Origin of the sequence: Pseudomonas chaetocerotis, assembly GCF_015712105.2 — a bacterium.
GTDB lineage: Bacteria > Pseudomonadota > Gammaproteobacteria > Pseudomonadales > Pseudomonadaceae > Aquipseudomonas > Aquipseudomonas chaetocerotis.
In genome coordinates, this window is sequence record NZ_JACFYX020000012.1 from 94,070 (window position 1) to 111,462 (window position 17,393).

The following is a 17,393-nucleotide window of genomic DNA, read 5'->3' on the forward strand; positions in this document are numbered from 1 at the left end:
CTCAGATGGGGCGGCTGCCGTATTTGCTGTCGGGCTTCTTGGGTGGGTCGGCGACCACGTTGGGCTCCACCTCCTGCACCTTGCCACCACGGGAGAGAAACTCTTCCATGGCACGCGCCAGGGCATCACGCTCCTTCTGCTTGGCTTCGATGCTGGGCAACTCATCGACTTCAACGGCTTTGGCCTTGCTCTTCTTGCCGCTGGCTACGACAGCACCATCGCCTTCATCGTCGCCGCTGTCGCCGTCATCGGCAGCAGCCAGCTCCTCACCATCGTCCTCGTCAGCCCCTTCCAGGTCGTCTTGTTCCAGGTCTTCGTCGCTCATGTTCAACCTCATGACTTGCGAAAAGCAGGTTAGTTATAGCCCAGTCGCACGATGTGCACCGCACGACCGGAAAAAATTCAAATAGCTTCGCCATGCAAGGTCGCCACCACTCGCCGAGCACCGCCATGATCGCGATGCTCACCGAGGTAGATCCCCTGCCAGGTCCCAAGCGCCAGCTGTCCCTGCTGTATCGGCAGCTGTAGTTGAAAGCCCAGCAGACTGCCCTTGAAGTGCGCCGGCAGATCATCCGGCCCTTCGTAATCGTGCTCGTAGCCCGACTCACCCTGCGGCACCAGACGATTGAAGAAGCGCTCGAAATCGCGGCGTACCGCAGGGTCGGCGTTTTCGTTTACCGTCAGCGATGCCGAGGTGTGCTGCAACCACAGATGCAACAGACCGACACGTACCTGCGCCAGTTCCGGCAATGCTGCCAGCACCTCTTCGGTCACCAGATGAAAACCGCGCTCACGCGGACGCAGGCTGATGATGCGTTGCTGCCACATGCCGTTCTCACTCTCGATGGCTCCAGCGCGCGCATTCTAGCGTGCTGCCAGAAAAAACAAAGGGCGCCCGAAGGCGCCCTTTGCGATTTACCGGAGGATCACTTGTTGGTGAACTCCGGGTAGGCCTCCATACCGCACTCGGCGATATCGACGCCTTCGTATTCTTCTTCTTCGCTGACGCGCAGACCGATCACCGCCTTGATGATGCTCCACACGATCAGGCTGGCGATGAAGACCCAGGCGAAGATGCTGCCGATACCCAGCAGTTGAGCACCCAGAGAAGCATCGCTGTTGGTCAGGCAGACAGCCAGCAGACCCCAGATACCGACCACACCGTGCACGGAGATGGCACCAACCGGATCGTCGATCTTCAGCTTGTCCAGACCGAGGATGGCGAATACCACCAGCACACCACCCACGCCACCGATCAGAGTCGCCTGCAGGCCGCTCGGAGTCAGCGGTTCGGCAGTGATGGCCACCAGGCCAGCCAGAGCACCGTTGAGCGCCATGGTCAGGTCAGCCTTGCCAAACAGGATGCGGGCAACGATCAGCGCGGCAATCAGGCCACCGGCTGCCGCCATGTTGGTGTTGACGAACACCTGGGCGACGGCGTTGGCATCTTCGATAGTGCTCATCTTCAGCTGCGAGCCGCCGTTGAAGCCGAACCAGCCCATCCACAGGATGAAGGTGCCGAGTGTCGCCAGCGGCAGGTTGGCACCCGGGATGGCGTTGACCTGGCCATTGGCGCCGTATTTGCCTTTGCGTGCACCGAGCAGCAGGACACCCGCCAGAGCAGCGGTGGCACCGGCCATGTGAACCACGCCGGAACCTGCGAAGTCGAGGAAGCCCGCTTCGTTGAGGAAGCCCGAGCCCCATTTCCAGAAGCCCTGAACCGGGTAGATGAAGCCGGTCATGACCACGGCGAACGCCAGGAATGCCCACAGCTTCATGCGCTCGGCAACGGCACCGGAAACGATCGACATGCAGGTCGCGGCGAACACCACCTGGAAGAAGAAGTCCGAACGGGCCGAGTAGTAAGGTGCATCGTCACCACCGGCAAGTACCGAGTCGACGCTGTTTTCGTCACCGATCAGGAAGCCCAGGCTCGGCAGGATGCCGCCTTCCGGGCTGGAGTACATGATGTGGTAGCCGATCACCAGGTACATGACGCTGGCAACGGCGTAGAGCGCCACGTTCTTGGTCAGGATCTCGGTGGTGTTCTTGGCACGCACCAGGCCGGATTCGAGCATGGCAAAACCCGCTGCCATCCACATCACCAGGGCACCACAGATCAGAAAGTAGAAGGTATCGAAGCCGTACTGCAATGCAGTCAATGCTGTGTTATCCATTTTTCACCTCTTGCCGGCGCTTTTGTTGTGCGCTGTTCGGTTGAAACGTCCAGGTTGGCTCAGGACGCGTTCCGCATGCTTTACAGGTCGTTGCCACGCTCGTACTGGATCACCGGAACCCCTGCGCCATGAGGCGACCAGGCATTCCCATCACTAGGCCAAGCGCAAGACCTCAAGAGGATCTGGCACAGCAGAGCGGCGAAGGCATCGCCAGCTCCGGCTTTGGCCCTCGAAAACAGCGTAAAGCCAGAATTCGAGGACAAAAGGGCTCCTAGCCCTGCGAAAGTTCGCAGAGTCATGGGTATACTCCTGGGGCGTGGGGTTCGGAGGCTTGTTAGATCGCGTCGGTATCGGTTTCGCCGGTACGGATACGAATCGCCTGTTCCAGGTTGACTACGAAAATTTTGCCGTCGCCGATCTTGCCGGTGTTGGCAGCCTTGGTGATGGCCTCGATCACGCGATCGAGCTGATCGTCAGCGATGGCCACGTCGATCTTCACCTTGGGCAGGAAATCGACCACATACTCGGCACCGCGATACAGCTCGGTATGGCCTTTCTGGCGGCCGAAGCCCTTGACTTCGGTGACGGTAATGCCCTGCACGCCGATCTCCGACAGCGACTCGCGCACGTCGTCCAGCTTGAACGGCTTGATGATGGCAGTGACTAGCTTCATGAAACTTTCTCCCGTGTAAGGTGGACTTGCCCCAGGAATTGCGAACCCGACTCAAGTCTAAGCGCAGTGTCTGGCTTTTGTAATGCACCGACCGCTCCAGCCTGGCGTGGTCGATACCCACCAACCGCTCCCGACGAAACACTCCCCCGCTTCGCCTGCAGCACCAGAACTGCATCGGTGCATGCGTCGCTGGGGTCTAAGCAGAAAGCTTGCCAGCTCACGCAAAAGCACTATCTATCAGGCCTTTAACAGCTTCCAGCCACAGTGACCGGTCATTCACGCCAAACGCCACGCACGAAATTGGTGCATCGATACATTCCATGATGCTCAAAATCGTGCAGTCGCCGCTCAGCCGCCCCGCACCTACCTGCGTGCTACACTGCCGACCGTCTGTTTACGGAACCTGATCATGCTGCCGCCGAAAGCCTTGCTCGATACGCTCAGTAGCCACGCCTCGCGTCTTTTCAGCGGCGACAGCCCGCTGCCGCGCGCCGAACTGGAAGCGCAGTTCAAAGCCCTGCTGCAGAGCGGTTTCAGCAAGCTCGATCTGGTCAGCCGTGATGAATTCGACAGCCAGATGGTGGTCCTGGCCCGCACCCGCGCTCGCCTCGAAGCGCTGGAAGCCAAGGTCGCCGAACTGGAAGCCAAGCTGAACCCGCCCGCCGACTGAACCGACGGAACGTTGAAAACGCAGGCGACGACGGTTTAACCCCTTGTCGCCAATGCAGAGCGTTTTCAATGGCCGCCCAGGCGGGCCTGATCAAGGAGTGATCATGTCCCTGGCCATCGTCCACAGCCGCGCCCAGGTCGGCGTCGAAGCACCGGCCGTCACCGTCGAAGCGCACCTGGCCAATGGCCTGCCTTCCCTGACGCTGGTGGGGCTGCCGGAAACTGCGGTCAAGGAGAGCAAGGATCGCGTACGCAGCGCCATTCTCAACGCCGCCTTCGAGTTTCCCAGTAAACGCATTACCTTGAATCTGGCGCCCGCCGACCTGCCCAAGGATGGCGGCCGCTTCGATCTCGCCATCGCCCTGGGGATTCTCGCGGCCAGCGGCCAGGTACCGGCTCACTCTCTGGATGAATGCGAATGCCTGGGCGAACTGGCGCTATCCGGTGCGGTACGTCCTGTGCAGGGCGTATTGCCGGCCGCCCTCGCCGCGCGCGCAGCCGGACGCACCCTCTTGGTGCCACAGGCCAATGCCGAAGAAGCCAGCCTGGCATCGGGGCTGAAGGTAATCGCAGTCGAACATCTGCTGCAGATCGCCGCGCACCTCAACGGCAGTGCACCTCTCGAACCCTACGCCGCCCAGGGTCTGCTCAGGCAGAGTCTGCCCTATCCGGATCTGGCCGAAGTGCAGGGCCAGTTGGCCGCCAAGCGTGCATTGCTGGTGGCCGCCGCTGGATCACATAACTTGCTGCTCAGCGGCCCACCCGGTACCGGCAAGACGCTGCTGGCCAGCCGCCTGCCCGGTTTGCTGCCGCCGCTGGACGAGAGCGAGGCACTGCAGGTTGCCGCAATACATTCAGTAGCCAGCCATCTGCCGTTGCAGCACTGGCCGCAGCGCCCCTTTCGCACGCCACACCACAGCGCCTCCGGGCCGGCATTGGTGGGAGGTGGCAGTCGCCCGCAGCCTGGCGAAATAACCTTGGCCCATATGGGCATCCTGTTCCTCGATGAGCTGCCGGAATTCGATAGAAAAGTGCTGGAAGTGCTGCGTGAACCGCTGGAAAGCGGTCACATCGTCATTGCCCGAGCGCGGGACAAGGTGCGTTTTCCTGCGCGTTTTCAGCTCGTTGCCGCCATGAACCCCTGCCCTTGCGGCTATCTGGGTGACCCGAGCAACCGCTGTCGTTGCACACCGGAGCAGATCCAGCGCTACCGCGCCAAGTTGTCCGGGCCATTGCTCGACCGCATCGACCTGCACCTGACGGTCGCCCGCGAAACGACGATATTGAAGGCCCCGCCGCAAGATGGCGAAAGCACGGCACAAGCAGCATCGAAGGTAGCACGGGCTCGTGAGCGACAGCTGCAACGCCAGGGGGTGGCCAATGCCTTTCTCGACTTGCCCGGCCTGCGTCAGCACTGCGCGCTGAGCGACGCGGATCGCCAGTGGCTGGAAAGTGCCTGTGAACGTCTCGGCCTGTCGCTACGCGCCGCGCACCGTGTGCTCAAGGTGGCGCGCACGCTGGCTGATCTGGCGGAGCAGCAGCAGATCAGCCGGGAGCATCTGGCCGAGGCGCTGCAATATCGCCCCGCCGCAGGATGAATCAGCGGAAGCGCTCGACCTCCTGACGCAACTGAGCGGCAAGGCGATCCAGCTCGCGTGCGGTATCGGCCAGGTTGGCCACCACTTCACGCTGCTCACCGTTGGCCTGGGCGATGCTCTGCAGGTTGGCACTGAGTACGGTCGCGGTGCTGCTCTGCTCGCTGGTAGCGGTGGTGATGGCGGCGAATTGCTCGCCGGCCTCGGCGCTCTGCTCACTGATCTGCGCCAGTGCCGCCGCCACCTTGGCGTTACGCTCCAGGCCATCCTGCATCAGCTGTCGGCCCTGCTCCATGGTGGCGATGGCACTGCTGGTCTCGCTCTGGATGCTGCCGATCATCGTGGAAATCTCGTTGGTCGCCTCGCGGGTGCGTCCAGCCAAGCTGCGCACCTCATCGGCGACGACGGCAAAACCACGCCCCTGCTCGCCGGCCCGCGCTGCTTCGATGGCAGCGTTGAGCGCCAGCAGGTTGGTCTGGTCGGCGATCGCGGTGATGACACTGACGATACCGCCGATCTCCTGGGAGCGCTGACCGAGGCCGTTGATCGCCTTGGAGGTTTGCTCAAGTGCTTCGGCGATCTGCACCAGCGCTTCGGAAGCCTGATCCATCGAGGTGCGCCCGATGCGGGTCTGCTGGGCGTTGTCGCTCGCCAGGCGCTCGGTGCTGCGCATGTTGTCGGCGATGTTCTGCGAGGTGGCGCTGAACTCCTCCACCGCGCCGGCCATGCTGCTGATCTCGCCGGATTGCTGATCGATCCCTTGATAGGCATCGCGCGACAGCGTGGACATCGCCTGCGAGCGCGCGCTGACATCCTGGGCAGCGCTGCGAATACCCGCCACCATACTCGCCAGCGCTTCGCCCATGCGGTTGAAGCTGCGCGCCAGCTCGCCGATTTCGTCATCGCTGGATTGCGCCATACGCGCGCCAAGATCACCGGCGCCAAGCGCCTGTGCCTGCTGTACCAGGTCTCCCAGCGGGCGCAGTTTGCGTCGCAGCAGCCAGACCACGGCAATGACCGCCAGCAGCAGCGTCAGTGCGCTGCCGATGGCCAACTGGGTACCGACACGCCAGGTGACGGCCTGAATTTCCTCGCGCGGCATGTTCGCCAGCACCATCCAGGGTCCGCCAGCAAAGGGCATGGCGACGCTGTAGAACTCATCCTGACCATCGGACCAGAAACCGCCTCTGCCGCTGTTGGCGACCAGCGTGCTGAGCGATTCGGGCAGGCTGCTCATCGCTGCTGCGCCGGCCGGCGCCACCAGCCACTTGCCCTGCTCGTCGAGCAGCGCCAGCGAACCGGTGCTACCAATACGGAAATCATTGAGGTTGCGCATCTGCAGGTTCTGCGCATCGGTGTAATCAAAACCGACGAACAGCACCGCTATCACCCGCCCGCCGGTGTCACGCACAGGGGTGTACTGAGTCATGTAGTAGCGATCGAACAGCAGCGCACGACCAACATAGTTCTGCCCCGCCAGCAGTCGCTGATAGGCCGGATGCTGATGATCGAGGACGGTGCCCAGCGCGCGGCTTCCGTCCTGCTTGGTCAGCGAGGTGGTGATGCGCACGAACTCTTCACCGTCGCGGACGAAAACCGTGGCAACGCCTGCGGTCATACGAGTGAAGTCGTCAACTTCACTGAAGTCGTTGTTGAGTCGAGTCGCGCCCAGATACAGGGCCGGGGTCTGCAGGCTACCGACCGTGACACGCTCGTCGTTGCGCACCTGCAAGCCACTGCTGAAGCGCTGCTCGAAGAGTCCGGCCAGGCGCTGCGTACTATCACGCAGGCTGCCATGGAAGGTTTCGAGCTGGTCGGCCAGCAGCCCCGCCTCGCTGCCCAGGTGCTTTTCGCGAGTGACCAGATTGGCCTCGTTGAGTGAACGCAGGGCAAACAGAGTGCTGACGCTGATCAGCAGCACCAGCACCAAAGCCAGCATGGCAGCCAGTTGCAGGGCTATACGAGAGCGAGGAGGATTCATGAGGGCTCCAGGTGTACGCCCATGAGCATATGGGCAGATGACTCAGACAATTTCGGCACCACCCAGTCGTCATATGACTCGGCGAAAAGGCGCGAGGATACTTGAGCGTTCAGCTCGGTCAATATCAAAGCGCCATACGGTCGTCATTTATTATCAAAATAGCGTTACAGAGCGATGGTCGATAGGTTTTATCGATCATTCAATAGATGATGGCACTCATGCCTGCAGAGAGCAGCCTAGCCACACTACAGTCGACCTGCCCGGTCTTTGATGGCAGTCAGAGCCCTGAGCGCTGGCCATGATCGTTCAGCGCAAACGTTCAACCTCGGGCAGTGCCAGCGCGGCGACCTCTGCCAGCAAGTAGTCACGCAAACGCCGCAGACGTGTCTGCGCACGATGTCCACGCGGCCACACCAGGTAGTAGCTTTCACCACTGAATACCGCCGTCGGCCAGGGCACACCGAGCCGACCGGCGTTCACATCCTCGGCCACCATCAGCAGGTCCCCAATGGACACGCCATAGCCGCGTGCCGCCGCAACGATGCCCAGTTCGAGCATGTCGAACAGCTGTCCGGCCTTCAGCGGCACATGCTCACCCAGGCCTGTAGCCTGCAACCATCGCCGCCAGTCGCGACGATCCGGCGTCGGGTGCAGTTGCTCAGCTGCACGCAGCCGCGCCAGTGACCAGGGGCCGGCCTCAGAATCGCCGGCAGCGCACACCGGAATCAGCCACTCCTCGAATAGCAGGACGCTCTCCCACTCATCTGGAAATTGGCCATCGGACAGCAGCACGGCGCAGTCGAAGGGCTCATGGCGGAAGTCGACCTTGTCCACATCCATCCAGGCGCTGGTGAGCTGTACTTCGCTGTCCGGGTTGGCCAGACGAAAGTGCGACAGGCGCGCCAACAGCCAGCGCATGGTCAGGGTCGACGGTGCCTTCAGGCGCAGCACCTCGTCGTCGGCGTGCAAGACAGCGCTGGCGCGCTCCAGCGCATCGAAGCCCTCGCTCAGCCCCGGTAGCAGGGCACGGGCCGGATCAGTCAGGTGCAGGCTACGGCCACGGCGCTCGAACAGACGGCAGGCGAAGTAGTCCTCGAGTGTACGGATATGCCGACTCACCGCGCTCTGCGTGATCGCCAGCTCTTCGGCGGCGCGGGTAAAGGAGGCATGCCGGGCTGCTGCCTCGAAGGCGCGCAGGGCGTAAAGCGGAGGAAGACGACGCGTCACTGCATCGAACCATGAGTCTTAATCATGCCTGGCATGGCTATTTTCCTTTTGTGAGCAATCGAAAGGAACCACAGAATAGCGGTCATTGCTCATCCCCCGACAGCCTGGGGGTGCTTACCCTGCCGAAGTTTTACTCATCATGAAGAATTCCCTTGGTCACGAGTTGGGTGCGCTGTTGCGCCTGGCGGGCCCGCTGATCTCCGCACAGTTGGCCCACGCGCTGATGATTTTCACCGACACGCTGATGATGGCCATGCTCGGCCCGCAGCAGTTGGCCGGAGGAGCACTGGGCGCCACGTGCTATTTCATCTTCTCGATCTTCTGCACCGGGGTGATCGCCGCGGTGGGCAGCCTGATCGCCATTCGCCATGGTGCGGGCGATCGGGCAGGTATCACGCGCCTGATCCGGAACGGCCTGTGGCTGGCCATGCTGTTGGGTATCGTCAGCGCGCTGTGTCTCAACGGCCTGGGCCCGCTGCTGCCGCATCTGGGTCAGGACCCAGGCGCGGCCAGCCAGGCCATGGATTTCCTGCGCCCGCTATCGCTGGCCCTGCCTGGCTACCTGTGCTTCATGGCGCTGCGCGGCTTCACCAGTGCCATTGGTCATCCCGGCCCGGTGATGGCCATCAGCATCGCCGGTACCGCTGCCAATTTCGTCATCAACTACGCGCTGATCAAAGGCTGGTTCGGCCTGCCCAACCTGGGCCTGAGTGGCATCGGCATGACCACTGCGCTGGTCAGCAGCGCCATGGCCCTGGCATTGGCGCTGTACATCCTGCTCTCGCCGACCTATCACCGCTACAAACTGCGCAGCGGCATGGGCCGCCCACAACGGGCGGAAATACGCGCACTGCTGCGCCTGGGCCTGCCCATTGGTGGCACCTACGCCGCCGAGCAGGGGCTGTTCACCTTCGCCACCCTATGCATGGGCGCGCTTGGCAGTGTGCAACTGGCGGCACATCAGATCGCCATGCAGACGGTGGCGCTGGCGTTCATCGTGCCGCAAGGGCTGTCCTATGCGGTGACCTTCCGCGTCGGCCTGCACTACGGTGCCGGGCACCTGCACCTGTCGCGCCTCAGCGGCCATCTGGGCATGGCCCTGGGAGCGGCGTTGATGCTGCTGTTCGCCCTGCTGTTCTGGCTGCTACCGGAGTGGATCATCGGCCTGTTCCTCGACCGTCACGATCCGGCTTTCGCCGATATCGTCACCCTCGCGGTCAGCCTGCTGGCGATCGCCGCCTGGTTCGAGCTGTTCGATGGTTTGCAGAGCATCGCCATGGGCGCGATCCGCGGGCTGAACGACGGCCGCACCACCCTGCTGATCGGCCTCACCGGTTACTGGTGCGTGGGCGCACCGCTGGTCTGGCTGTTCGCCTTCGCCCTTGGCTGGGGTGCACAAGGCGTCTGGTGGGGTCTGGCTGCCGGCCTGGCGGTAACGGCAAGCGGCCTGGTGCTGGGCTTCCAATGGAAGACTGCGCGCCTGCAGCGACCACCTGCGGTGGGAGGCGAGACCTGCCTGTCGTAGCCCGGATGCAAGCCGGCATCGTGTACCGCATTTTCCCCGGCTTGCATCCGGGCCAGGATCAGCCGCCGCCGAGCAGCGGCTGGCGCAGGCCGAACACCAGAAAGCGTGCCAGCTCCGCCAGAGGTATGGCCTTGCTGATGAGGTAACCCTGTACCTGATCACAGCCAAACTGGCGCAGCATGTCGAGCTGCTCGATGTTCTCCACCCCTTCGGCCACTACCTCGAGATTGAGGTTGTGCGCCAGATTGATCATCGCCCGCACCAATTGGCGGTTCTCGGCACGCTCGCCCATACCACCGACAAAGCTCTTGTCGATCTTCAACAGGGTGATCGGCAGGTTGTTGAGATGGACGAAAGACGAAAAGCCGGTGCCGAAGTCGTCCAGCGAGAAACGCACGCCGAGCCGCCCAAGCTCCAGCATGGTCTGCTGCACCTGATCGCTGCGGCGCATCACCGCAGTTTCGGTCAACTCGAACTCCAGCCACTGCGCATCGACGCCACGTTCTTCGATCAGGCGGCTGAGGGTCGACAGCAACTGGCTGTCCTGAAACTGGCGGAATGACAGGTTGACCGCCATGTGCAATGCCGGCAAGCCGCGCCCACGCAGCCACTGCATATCGCGCAGAGCACGGGAGATGACCCAGTAGCCGAGCGGCACGATCAGCCCGGTTTCTTCGGCCAACGGTACGAATTCATTGGGCGAGAGCAGCCCACGCTCGCTGTGCTGCCAGCGCACCAAGGCCTCCAGGCCGACGATGCGCCCGCTCTTCAGGCACAGACGGGGCTGGTAATGCAGCTCCAGTTCGTCGCGGCGTAGCGCACGGCGCAGCTCGCTTTCCAGATCGGCCTGGCTGCGTGCGCTGCGGTTCAGGCGTTCGTCATAGACATGAAACACGCAGCCTTGCTGATTCTTGGCCTGCTGCATGGCGATATGCGCGTGCCACAGCAGCGGATCGGCGCCCTCGCCCGTGCGGGCATGCGCCAGGCCAAGGCTGCAGCCGATCAGCAGACTCTCACCGTCCACCCAGTAAGGCTCGCCCAATACCTCGGTGACACGCTCGGCGAGGCGCTCCACGCGCTGCGGATCGCGGCGTGCGTCGAGCAACAGAGCGAATTCGTCGCTGCCCAGACGCGCGAGCTGATCGCACGGCTGCAGCAGCCCCTTGAGCCGCGCCACCACCTGCAGAATCAGGCGGTCTCCGGCTTGGTAGCCGAGGGCATCGTTGGCATGACGGAAGTTGTCCAGATCGAGATGCCCCAGCACCAGGCCACGACCGCCACACTCGGCCAGGCGCGCGGCGAGCAGGGTCTGGAAGCCCTGGCGATTGGCGATGCCGGTCAACGGGTCCTGTTCGGCCAGGCGCTGCAGGGTGTGCTTGAGGTTGCCCTGTTCGCGCACGTAGCGCAGGCAACGGCGCAGCACGTCAAGGTTGAGGCTGCCGCGCACCAGCCAGTCGCTGACACCGGCAGGCTCTTCGACGGGTTCCTCGTCGAGCAGCAGGACGATGGGCAAAGGGCACTGACGGGGTTCGGGAAGGCGATCCGGGGTACTCAGCAACAGACCACTGGCGTGATCATCGAACAGATTGCTGGCCGCCTCCCAGGACGGCGCGGTAATCAGCGGGGATGGGCTGCCCAGGGCGCTCAACTGCTCGCGCAACAATTCGGCCCAGTCCGGCGTTTCAGCCAACAGAACCAACCGCAAGGGTTCGACGAGCGTGGACAAGCAACCTCCCCCAATGACCGCAAGAATGATGGCGAATCGCATCGCCTGAACGCGCCGTAATCGGCGTCTAATCAATCACATCCGTGCGAAAGGTGGTGCACATCCTGAGGTATAGCCAGTAAACCGACAAGTGGAACCAGAGTACTGGAATAAAGTGATTAACCAAGTGCATGGCTATGCAATTTCGTGCGCTAGGCCACAGTTCCAGACGGTCGCGGCAGAAGTCGCCAGGCCTGTTAAAATGCGCGGCCCTTTTTCTGCGAACGACCCCATGTCCCGACTGAACCCCCGGCAACAAGAGGCCGTGAACTACGTCGGCGGCCCGCTTCTGGTGCTCGCCGGTGCAGGTTCCGGCAAGACCAGCGTGATCACGCGCAAGATCGCCCACCTGGTGCAGAACTGCGGCATCCGCGCCCAGCACATCGTCGCCATGACCTTCACCAACAAGGCCGCGCGCGAGATGAAGGAGCGCGTCGGCACCCTGCTCAAGGGCAGCGAGGCGCGCGGCCTGACCGTGTCCACCTTCCACAATCTGGGTATGAACATCATCCGCAAGGAATACGCGCGCCTGGGCTACAAGCCCGGCTTCTCGATCTTCGACGACGGCGACATCAAGGCGCTGCTCAGCGACATCATGCAGAAGGAGTATTCCGGCGACGACGGTGCCGACGAGGTGAAGAATCTCATCGACAGCTGGAAGAACGACCTGATCCTGCCCGACGAAGCCCTGGCCAAGGCGCGCAATCCCAAGGAACAGACTGCCGCCATCGTCTACCTGCACTACCAGCGCACGCTCAAGGCCTACAACGCAGTGGACTTCAACGACCTGATCCTGCTGCCGGTCAAACTCTTTCAGGAGCACGCCGACATCCTGGAGAAATGGCAGAACCGCATCCGCTACCTGCTGGTCGACGAATACCAGGACACCAACTCCAGCCAGTACCTGCTGGTGAAACTGCTGGTGGGCATGCGCAACCAGATCACCGTGGTCGGCGACGACGACCAGTCGATCTACGCCTGGCGCGGCGCACGGCCGGAAAACCTGATGCTGCTCAAAGAGGATTATCCCTCGCTGAAGGTAGTGATGCTGGAGCAGAACTACCGCTCCACCAGCCGCATTCTCAAGTGCGCCAACACCCTCATCGCCAACAACCCCCACGCCTTCGAGAAGCAGCTGTGGTCGGAGATGGGCATGGGCGACGAGATTCGCGTGATTCGCACCCGCAACGAAGACGCCGAGTGCGAACGGGTGGCGCTGGAAATCCTCACCGAACACCTGCGCACCCAGCGCCCCTACAGCGACTTCGCCATCCTCTATCGCGGCAACTACCAGGCCAAGCTGATGGAGCTGAAACTGCAGCACCACCAGATTCCCTATCGCCTGTCTGGCGGCACCAGCTTCTTCGCCCGCCAGGAGGTGAAGGACCTGATGAGCTACTTCCGCCTGCTGGTCAACCCGGACGATGACAACGCCTTCCTGCGGGTGATCAACGTGCCGCGCCGGGAGATCGGCTCCGCCACTCTGGAAAAACTCGGCAACTACGCCAACGAGCGCAAGATCAGCATGTACGCGGCCGCTGGCGAGATCGGCCTCGGCGAGCATCTCGACGCGCGCTTCACCGAGCGCCTGCAGCGCTTCACCCGCTGGATGGACCGGGTACGCCAGGAATGCGCGCAGAACGATCCGATCGCCGCTATCCGCAGCATGGTCATGGACATCGACTACGAGAACTGGCTGCGGCAGAACGCCTCCAGCGACAAGGTGGCCGACGCGCGCATGGGCAACGTCTGGTTCCTCGTCGACGCATTGAAGAGCACGCTGGAGCGCGATGAAGACGGAGACATGACCATCGAAGACGCCATCGGCAAACTGGTGCTGCGCGACATGCTAGAACGCCAGCAGGAAGAGGAAGAAGGCGCCGAGGGCGTGCAGATGATGACCATGCACGCCTCCAAGGGTCTGGAGTTTCCGTCGGTATACATCATCGGTTTCGAGGAAGAGATTCTCCCTCACCGTTCCAGCATCGAGGCTGACACCATCGAGGAGGAGCGGCGCCTGGCCTACGTCGGCATCACCCGCGCCAAGCGCAACCTGGCGCTGACCTTCGCCGCCAAGCGCAAGCAGTATGGCGAGGTGATCGACTGCTCGCCGAGCCGCTTCCTCGACGAGCTACCGCCGGAAGACCTGGTGTGGGAAGGGCTGGAAGAGGCGCCGGTGGAGGTCAAGGCGGCACGCGGCAACGACGCCCTGGCCAATATGCGGGCGCTGCTCAAGCGCTGAAAACCAGGCCTTGCTGTCTGGCGATCCTCTTCAGCGGTGTAGGGTGGGCCGGGCGGCGATCCGCTTCAGCCCACCACTTCAATGCCACTGGCACCGTCGCCATATTTGCCAGTCAGAAAGAAGATACCGCTCAGACACAGGGGCTGGAACCATGCGCACATTCACGCTCGACATCGATGCCCTGATTCAGCTGATCAATGGCCGTGAACAGCAGGAACACTGGCTGGATCTGGAAAGCGGTACCGTCCTGACCCTGCCTGCGGAAGATCACTACAGCGACGAGCGCCAGCAAATCGAACTCGATCCCGAGCGCTACAGCCAGATACCCAACCTCGACATTCCACAGCGAGTGGCCATGCGTGAGTCCTTCCTGTTCACCCTCGACGACCTGCACGCCCACCCTCTGCTCAGTGCCGCGCTGACCGGGCGCAGGCCGCTGCGTGCATTCGACTACGAAATCGAGGCCTTTGCGGTGATTCGCGAACAGTGGCAGGCCTACGAGCTCAAGCAACTGCGCGAGTACACGCTCAACTGGCTCCACGAGCTGGGTCTGGAACCCGCACCGGACAAGCTGCCGCTGGATACGCGTGGAATCCCCAGGGACATCCTGCGCCGCCTGACCAAAAGCGCCTGAGCGGAGCACGCCCCCGGATTGCATCCTGGCCACAGCTGGCCGCGGCCAACAACCTGTCTAACCGGTCAATTGGCTACGACTGTCGGGCAGGCTGCAGTTTCACTACACAATGCAGGGTGTTTTGAGCGAAAATCCGCAGCTTTTCTGCTCAACCAGAGGATCGACCGTGGAGTCGTTGAAACAGAAGATTCGCAGCGAAGGCATCGTGCTGTCCGAGCATGTACTCAAGGTGGACGCCTTTCTCAACCACCAGATCGATCCGCGCCTGATGCAGGAGATCGGCCACGAGTTCGCCCAGCGTTTCGCCGGCCAGGGCATCACCAAGATCGTCACCATCGAGGCCTCGGGCATCGCCCCGGCAGTGATGGCGGGCCTGGAGCTGGGCATTCCGGTGATTTTCGCGCGCAAGTTCCAGTCGCTGACGCTCAAGGACGACCTGCTGATCTCCAAGGTGTTCTCCTTCACCAAGCAGACCGAAAGCACCATCGCCATTTCCGCCCGTCACCTGACCGCCGCGGACCGCGTGCTGGTGATCGACGACTTCCTCGCCAACGGCCACGCCGCCAAGGCGCTGATCGACCTGATTCAGCAGGCCGGCGCTCAGATCGCCGGTATCGGCATCGTCATCGAGAAGTCCTTCCAGGACGGCCGCAACCTGCTGGAGAGCGAAGGCTACCGCGTCGAGTCGCTGGCCCGTGTTGCCGCGCTGGAAAACGGCCAGGTGCGCTTCCTCGATTAAGCCCCGCGAGTGGCTTGCAGCCCCGCCAGCAGCAAGCGCTGGCAGAGGGCTTCACGCATCCCGTCCGGCGCCTCCAGGCTCATGCGCCGCAGATGTTCGGTATAGGCGGCCGGCTCCGGCGCATCGAGCGTGGCCTTGCCCAGCTCCAGCACCTCGGTCAGGCGCAGCTTGCTCTTGAGCCAGCTCAGCGCCCGCAGCAGATCCTGCTCCACCTTGCTGAAGTCGCTGCCTAGCGGATATTCGGCGAACAGCGACGAATGCTCAGTGCGCAGCGCTTGCAGGCGCTCGGGCAGGTTGTTGCCGAAGCGCTCATCGAGACGGAAATCCGTCGGCAGCTTACCGGCCTGCAGGGCCTGCTCGATCAACCCGTTCTGGAAGCGTGAATCGCTGATCTTGAGCAGCGCCTCGATCACCTGCGCGTCGGTCTTGCCGCGTAGATCGGCGATGCCGTATTCGGTCACCACGATATCGCGCAGGTGCCGGGGGATGGTGGCGTGGCCATAGTCCCAGACAATGTTCGAATTCACCTCACCGCCTGACTCGCGCCAGCTGCGCAGCAGCAGGATCGAGCGCGCATCCTCCAGCGCATGGGCCTGGGCGACGAAGTTGTATTGCCCGCCCACGCCGCTGAGTACCCGGCCGTCCTCCAGTTGATCGGCCACACCCGCGCCGAGCAGGGTCATGGTGAAAGCCGTATTGATGAAGCGTGCATCACGGCGCTGCAGACGCTTGAGTTCCTCTTGGCCGTACAGCTCGTTGATGTAGCGGATGCCGGTCATGGCAAAGCGTTGCCGTTCGCCGTCATCCAGCTCACGCAGACGCCGGTAGAAGCTTTCCGGGCCAAGGAAGAAACCGCCATGCAGCACCACGCCGCCCTGCGCGCTGCCGAGACAGGATTGCAGGCGGGCCTGGGTCCGGGGATCACCGAGATCCGCTGCGACGCGGCTACCGTCAAGCCACCGCAACTCGCCCTCCTCCAGTTGCATATCGCCCTGCAGCAGACCGCTATCGCGCAGCCAGGCCAGATCGCTCGGCTGCAACTTCGTCGGCAGCCCCGCGTCGACCAGTGCCTGAACGCTATGCGGGCGACCTTGTTCATCCAACGCACCACTAAACGCCAGACGCTGCAGGCGCAGATCCGGGTAGACCCGACGCCGCAGCAGACCAGCCTCGGCCAGTGCCAGCAAGCCGTTGACGAACATTTCGCTGCAGCCATAGAGGCCATGATCGAGCGGCTTGAGACCGCCATGGGCGGCGATTTCACCCGCCCACTCATCGGCACGCAGCGCCTGCAACAGCGCGCGGTAACGGGCATTGTCGTCCTGCCTGGCGATCATTGCAGCAGTCAGGGCATCACCCATCGCACCGATGCCGATCTGCAGGGTGCCACCATCGCGCACCAGGGTGCTGGCGAACAGGCCGATGCAATGATCCTGCAGGGTCACCGGCATGTTCGGTGTGGAGAACAGCGTGGTGCGTTCGTCCTCGTCGATATGGATATCGAAGGTATCGCGCGGCACCTGGGCATCACCAGCCATGTAGGGCAGGTCGCTGTGGATCTGAGCGACGCTGAGCACGGTCTCGCCAGCCTTGCGGCGCTTGTCCAGCAGTGGCAGCAGATCGAGGGTGACGTCCGGGTTGCAGCTCAGGCTGAAATGCTCGGGCTGCGCGGCGTCGACGGCCACCAGCTGGGCGACCAGATTCAGGCCCTTGGCATTGAGGTCACGGGCGACATGGCTGTAGTTGCTGCTGATGTAGTCCTGCTGCGCCGGCTCGCAGTCGAGCAGGCTGCCCGGCTGGAAGAAGAACTGCTCGACGCGCACGTTGGCCGGCAGCTTGCCACCGTGCAAGTCGGCGAGAAAATCCAGCTCGGGATAATTGCCGTAGACCCGATCAACGAAAGGTTCGAGAAAGCGTCGCTGCAAGTCCTGGGCGGCACGCGGACGCGCCAGGCACAGCGCGGTGTAGATGGTCAGTTGTCGCTCGGGCATCTCCCGCACCCGTGCATACAGCGCGTTGACCCAGCGATTGGGCTTGCCCAGACCGAGCGGTAAACCCAAATGAATCGGCCCGGCGATCTCGCTCAATACGCGGTCGACGGCTTGTTCGAGGGTACAGGTATGCGGCATCTGACGCTCCTCGCGACATCCATGACGAATGGAGTTT

Annotated in this window: 14 protein-coding genes and 1 pseudogene; 6 read left to right on the forward strand and 9 right to left on the reverse strand. The window is 62.7% G+C overall.

The window, feature by feature from the left end:
* Nucleotide 1 precedes the first annotated feature (1 nt).
* The 4 genes from sutA to glnK form a co-directional block, all read right to left on the reverse strand.
* Entirely contained in the window at nt 2-325 is a 324-nt protein-coding gene (sutA, locus tag H3221_RS20205; protein WP_192983954.1) for a transcriptional regulator SutA, read from the reverse strand.
* A gap of 77 nt (nt 326-402) precedes the next feature.
* Nucleotides 403-828, reverse strand: a complete 426-nt coding sequence (locus tag H3221_RS20210; protein WP_196475127.1) for a secondary thiamine-phosphate synthase enzyme YjbQ — start codon at nt 826-828, stop codon at nt 403-405.
* A gap of 98 nt (nt 829-926) precedes the next feature.
* The gene (locus H3221_RS20215) at nt 927-2,177 is read right to left on the reverse strand and encodes an ammonium transporter (protein ID WP_160016859.1); all 1,251 of its coding nucleotides are present in this window, start codon (nt 2,175-2,177) and stop codon (nt 927-929) included.
* Between the two features lie 334 nt (nt 2,178-2,511).
* Nucleotides 2,512-2,850: a P-II family nitrogen regulator gene (gene glnK, locus H3221_RS20220; protein ID WP_003096476.1), complete on the reverse strand. Its 339-nt coding sequence runs from the start codon at nt 2,848-2,850 to the stop codon at nt 2,512-2,514.
* A gap of 409 nt (nt 2,851-3,259) precedes the next feature.
* On the opposite strand from glnK, the gene H3221_RS20225 reads away from it, so the two are divergent.
* Both H3221_RS20225 and H3221_RS20230 read left to right on the forward strand, forming a co-directional pair.
* Complete coding sequence (locus H3221_RS20225) at nt 3,260-3,520, forward strand: accessory factor UbiK family protein (RefSeq protein WP_160016860.1); 261 nt, start codon at nt 3,260-3,262, stop codon at nt 3,518-3,520.
* Nucleotides 3,521-3,623: 103 nt separating this feature from the next.
* Nucleotides 3,624-5,117: a YifB family Mg chelatase-like AAA ATPase gene (locus H3221_RS20230; RefSeq protein ID WP_196475126.1), complete on the forward strand. Its 1,494-nt coding sequence runs from the start codon at nt 3,624-3,626 to the stop codon at nt 5,115-5,117.
* Between the two features lies 1 nt (nt 5,118).
* On the opposite strand, the gene H3221_RS25920 is transcribed toward H3221_RS20230, so the two are convergent.
* From H3221_RS25920 to H3221_RS20240, 3 genes and pseudogenes are all read right to left on the reverse strand, one after another.
* A complete protein-coding gene (locus H3221_RS25920; RefSeq protein WP_397428102.1) occupies nt 5,119-5,979 on the reverse strand; it encodes a methyl-accepting chemotaxis protein in 861 nt (286 codons plus the stop codon).
* Nucleotides 5,977-7,095, reverse strand: a pseudogene (locus H3221_RS25925) (Cache 3/Cache 2 fusion domain-containing protein); the annotation flags it as partial. The pseudogene H3221_RS25925 and the gene H3221_RS25920, both read right to left, overlap by 3 nt.
* A gap of 306 nt (nt 7,096-7,401) precedes the next feature.
* The gene (locus H3221_RS20240; RefSeq protein WP_196475124.1) at nt 7,402-8,322 is read right to left on the reverse strand and encodes a LysR substrate-binding domain-containing protein; all 921 of its coding nucleotides are present in this window, start codon (nt 8,320-8,322) and stop codon (nt 7,402-7,404) included.
* Nucleotides 8,323-8,461: 139 nt separating this feature from the next.
* Here H3221_RS20240 and H3221_RS20245 point away from each other — a divergent pair, with 139 nt between their 5' ends.
* A complete protein-coding gene (locus tag H3221_RS20245) occupies nt 8,462-9,847 on the forward strand; it encodes a NorM family multidrug efflux MATE transporter (RefSeq protein ID WP_196475123.1) in 1,386 nt (461 codons plus the stop codon).
* Nucleotides 9,848-9,905: 58 nt separating this feature from the next.
* Here the strand turns inward: H3221_RS20245 and H3221_RS20250 are convergent, their stop codons facing one another.
* Nucleotides 9,906-11,573: a putative bifunctional diguanylate cyclase/phosphodiesterase gene (locus H3221_RS20250; RefSeq protein ID WP_196475122.1), complete on the reverse strand. Its 1,668-nt coding sequence runs from the start codon at nt 11,571-11,573 to the stop codon at nt 9,906-9,908.
* A gap of 271 nt (nt 11,574-11,844) precedes the next feature.
* On the opposite strand from H3221_RS20250, the gene rep reads away from it, so the two are divergent.
* The 3 genes from rep (at nt 11,845) to H3221_RS20265 (ending at nt 15,227) form a co-directional block, all read left to right on the forward strand.
* The gene (gene rep / locus H3221_RS20255; RefSeq protein ID WP_196475121.1) at nt 11,845-13,854 is read left to right on the forward strand and encodes a DNA helicase Rep; all 2,010 of its coding nucleotides are present in this window, start codon (nt 11,845-11,847) and stop codon (nt 13,852-13,854) included.
* Nucleotides 13,855-14,005: 151 nt separating this feature from the next.
* A complete protein-coding gene (locus H3221_RS20260) occupies nt 14,006-14,488 on the forward strand; it encodes a UPF0158 family protein (RefSeq protein ID WP_196475120.1) in 483 nt (160 codons plus the stop codon).
* Between the two features lie 166 nt (nt 14,489-14,654).
* The gene (locus H3221_RS20265; RefSeq protein WP_072423583.1) at nt 14,655-15,227 is read left to right on the forward strand and encodes a xanthine phosphoribosyltransferase; all 573 of its coding nucleotides are present in this window, start codon (nt 14,655-14,657) and stop codon (nt 15,225-15,227) included.
* Here the strand turns inward: H3221_RS20265 and H3221_RS20270 are convergent.
* Entirely contained in the window at nt 15,224-17,356 is a 2,133-nt protein-coding gene (locus H3221_RS20270; protein ID WP_196475119.1) for an acetyl-CoA hydrolase/transferase family protein, read from the reverse strand. The two genes, H3221_RS20265 and H3221_RS20270, sit on opposite strands and share 4 nt — an antisense overlap.
* Between the last annotated feature and the right edge of the window lie 37 nt (nt 17,357-17,393).

Coding starts and splice junctions, on each gene's coding strand:
- H3221_RS20210 (WP_196475127.1), bottom strand. CDS start 828: ATGTGGCAGCAACGCATCATCAGCCTGCGTCCGCGTGAGCGCGGTTTT.
- H3221_RS20270 (WP_196475119.1), bottom strand. CDS start 17,356: ATGCCGCATACCTGTACCCTCGAACAAGCCGTCGACCGCGTATTGAGC.
- glnK (WP_003096476.1), bottom strand. CDS start 2,850: ATGAAGCTAGTCACTGCCATCATCAAGCCGTTCAAGCTGGACGACGTG.
- H3221_RS20225 (WP_160016860.1), top strand. CDS start 3,260: ATGCTGCCGCCGAAAGCCTTGCTCGATACGCTCAGTAGCCACGCCTCG.
- H3221_RS20245 (WP_196475123.1), top strand. CDS start 8,462: ATGAAGAATTCCCTTGGTCACGAGTTGGGTGCGCTGTTGCGCCTGGCG.
- H3221_RS20215 (WP_160016859.1), bottom strand. CDS start 2,177: ATGGATAACACAGCATTGACTGCATTGCAGTACGGCTTCGATACCTTC.
- rep (WP_196475121.1), top strand. CDS start 11,845: ATGTCCCGACTGAACCCCCGGCAACAAGAGGCCGTGAACTACGTCGGC.
- H3221_RS20230 (WP_196475126.1), top strand. CDS start 3,624: ATGTCCCTGGCCATCGTCCACAGCCGCGCCCAGGTCGGCGTCGAAGCA.
- H3221_RS25920 (WP_397428102.1), bottom strand. CDS start 5,979: ATGGGCGAAGCGCTGGCGAGTATGGTGGCGGGTATTCGCAGCGCTGCC.
- H3221_RS20260 (WP_196475120.1), top strand. CDS start 14,006: ATGCGCACATTCACGCTCGACATCGATGCCCTGATTCAGCTGATCAAT.
- sutA (WP_192983954.1), bottom strand. CDS start 325: ATGAGCGACGAAGACCTGGAACAAGACGACCTGGAAGGGGCTGACGAG.